General features: G+C 67.4%; 1 protein-coding gene. It reads left to right on the forward strand.

Features of this window, described 5'->3' with window-relative positions:
* Positions 1-87: 87 nt before the first annotated feature.
* Positions 88-1281 carry a polysaccharide deacetylase family protein gene (locus GU5_RS0103155; protein ID WP_010524131.1) on the forward strand — a complete coding sequence of 398 codons (1194 nt, stop codon included), beginning with the start codon at positions 88-90 and terminating at the stop codon, positions 1279-1281.
* The last annotated feature ends 3 nt before the right edge of the window (positions 1282-1284 follow it).

The raw sequence follows: 1284 nt of genomic DNA on the forward strand, positions 1-1284 counted from the left end.
AAACACTTGTTTCATTCGCCGTCGGGCGGACCGACCCGCTGGTAGCGTGCACGGGTCAGCACTCCGCGAGGGTCAGGACCTGCACTCATGGATATCTCACGACGGTCGGCCGTCGGTCTGGCGGCCGCTTCGGTCGGAGCCTTCGTCGTCAGCGCCTGCAGCAGTACGGAGCCGGAGAGCGCCGCACGGTCTTCGTCCCCCGGCTCATCCCCGTCCCAGGATCCGAGTCCCTCGACGTCTCCGTCGGAGGAGCCGACCCCCGAGGTCGAGACCGAGGTCTGGGGCGACGTCGCGGCAGTCTCGCATCTGTTCTTCCACTCGCTGGTCGTCGACCCCCAGCGAGCCTTCGACGGCGACTCCCGGGCGGCGGGCTATCTGGACTACATGGTCACCGTCGAGGAGTTCACCGCGATCCTGGAGCAGGTCCACCAGAACGGCTATGTCCTGGTCAGCCCGCATGATCTGTTCACCGTCGACGACGCCGGCGCGGTGAGCCGCGCCGAACTGGAGGTGCCGAAGGGGAAGAAGCCGCTGGTGCTCTCCGTCGACGACGTCTCCTACTACTCCTACATGGAGGGCGACGGGTTCGCCTCGACCCTGAAAGTCGAGGGCGGCCGGGTGACCAACACCTACGTCGACGCCTCGGGGGCCGAGCACACCGGCAGCTACGACGTGGTGCCGCTGCTCGACGACTTCATCGACGAGCATCCCGACTTCTCGCCGACCGGCGCCAGGGGTGTGATCGCGATGACCGGTTACGACGGTGTGCTGGGTTACCGCACTTCGCCGACGGCCAACGGCGAGGAGAACGACCATCTCGCCCAGTCGCGGGACACCGCGACCGAGGTCGCCGCAGCCCTGCGTGAGAGCGGCTGGGAGTTCGCCTCCCACACCTGGGGCCACATCGACTGCGGCGGCACCTCCACCGCTGCGGTCCGTGCCGACATGAAGCGCTGGAAGGACGAGGTCGAACCGCTGGTCGGCGAGACCGATCTGCTGATCTATCCCTTCGGCGCGGACATCGCCGGCATCGAGCACTATTCCGGGCCCTGCTTCGACTTCCTGAAGTCCCAGGGATTCGACGCCTTCTTCAACGTCGACGCCAGCACGACCGCCTGGGGCCAGTTCGACGAGTCCTACATGCGGCAGGCGCGGATCAACGTCGACGGGATCTCGCTGAAGGCCGCCGTGCAGGGCGAGCATGAGGTCCTCCAGACGTTCTTCGACCCGGCCTCCGTGCTCGACCCCGCCCGTCCCGACGCGATCTCCGGGACGAGCTGACCG

Origin of the sequence: Nesterenkonia sp. F (assembly GCF_000220985.1) — a bacterium.
Lineage (GTDB): Bacteria > Actinomycetota > Actinomycetes > Actinomycetales > Micrococcaceae > Nesterenkonia.

Coding starts and splice junctions, on each gene's coding strand:
- GU5_RS0103155 (WP_010524131.1), top strand. CDS start 88: ATGGATATCTCACGACGGTCGGCCGTCGGTCTGGCGGCCGCTTCGGTC.